The 1,680-nt window shown below is 58.0% G+C and carries 1 pseudogene; it reads left to right on the top strand.

Annotated features, from left to right (window positions below):
* Positions 1-63: 63 nt before the first annotated feature.
* A pseudogene (locus tag BG61_RS38325) lies at positions 64-1,640 on the top strand (IS3 family transposase).
* The last annotated feature ends 40 nt before the right edge of the window (positions 1,641-1,680 follow it).

Below are 1,680 nucleotides of genomic sequence, written 5' to 3'. Positions count from 1 at the left end.
CCCCCGGTGTCATAGTAGTTGTCGCCTCTGAATTTTCTTAATTTGAAGAGTCAGAGGTGTAGGTTGAAGGCAAAACAAACGTATTCTGTCGAGTTCAAAGAACAAGCGCTGTCAAAGGTCTTGCAGCGCGGGAGTCGCACGGTTGCATCCGTGGCCGACGAATTGAACATGAACTTACTGACATTAAGGAAGTGGATGAGAGGTAGCGCCGCTGCGAATCGGAGCTTGGGCTCCGGACACGCAAAACGTCCAGAAGACTGGTCGCTGAAAGAACGGCTACTGGCTTTGCAGGAGAGCCACGGGTTGGTCGACGAGGCACTGAACGCGTGGTGTCGTGAACGGGGCCTGTTTGCTCATCATCTCGCGCAGTGGCGCGTGGATTTTTGCGCCGTCGTCGGGACCGGTAGCCGGCGCGAGAACGCCCAGGAAGTACGGGATTTGAAGCAGGCGAACGTGCAATTGCAGCGCGAATTAAACCGTAAAGAAAAGGCGTTGGCTGAAGCGGCGGCGTTGCTGGTGCTGCAAAAAAAGTATCGTGCGTTGTTCGAGGGCGAGGCCGAATGACGGCCCTTGAGGAACGCAAAACCATGATTGCCTGGATCGGCGAGGCGACCCTGGCCGGTGCCCGCCAAGCACTCGCGTGTAAGGAGCTGGGGTTGAGCGCGCGTACGGTGCAGCGTTGGCAAAGCGGCGAGCCTGACGCGGTCGATGGGCGCTCGTTACGACAATACGAACCTCCTCACAAGCTTTCCGCCGAGGAGCGTTCCGAACTGTTGGCGGTGGCAAACTCGGCTGAATTCGGTCATTTGCCGCCAAGCCAGATTGTTCCTCGCCTGGCTGACCAGCAGCGCTACCTCGCCTCCGAATCGACTTTCTATCGGGTGCTGAAAGCCGAGGAACAGCTCGCACATCGGCGTAGCGAGCAGCCGGTCAAAGCCTGCGGCAAACCACGAGCGGTCCGCGCAGACGCACCGAATCAGCTCTACAGCTGGGATATCACGTACTTGCCGGCGACGATCCGCGGGCAGTACTTTTACTTGTATCTATTTATGGACGTGTTCAGCCGCAAGATCGTCGGCTGGCAGGTCTATGCCGAAGAGAGTAGCGCCCAGGCCAGTGAAGTCCTCAAGGACCTGTGCGCGCGTGAGGCGATACAACCGAACCGGGTGATTCTGCATTCCGACAACGGCGGCCCGATGAAAGGTGCCACGATGCTCGCCACCTTGCAGGCTCTGGGCGTGATGCCGTCGTTGAGTCGCCCTGGCGTAAGCAATGACAACCCTTTTTCCGAATCACTTTTCAAAACCCTAAAGTACCGGCCGGCTTATCCGCTGGAGGCGTTCGATACCCTGTTCGCGGCCCGCACATGGGTCACAGAACTGGTGCGCTGGTATAACCACGAACACCGCCACAGTGCGATCCGGTTTGTGACACCGGCCCAACGTCATGCGAATCTTGATCGTGACATTCTCGAGCGCCGCAAGGCGCTCTACGAGGCTGCGCGCCAGCGTAATCCGCTTCGATGGAAAGGCGCTACGCGCAACTGGCAGCGCATTCATGTCGTTCATCTGAATCCCGATCGTGCTGACCTAAGCAGCGCGATCTCGCAACCCCGAAACCAGGAGCTAAAAGCCGCCTGAATTCCAAGCGTCGAGGCGACAACTACCTTGAAAACTTCCG

Origin of the sequence: Caballeronia glathei (assembly GCF_000698595.1) — a bacterium.
In the GTDB taxonomy this organism is placed as follows: Bacteria; Pseudomonadota; Gammaproteobacteria; order Burkholderiales; family Burkholderiaceae; genus Caballeronia; species Caballeronia glathei.
This window is presented reverse-complemented; position numbering and strand designations above follow the sequence as displayed.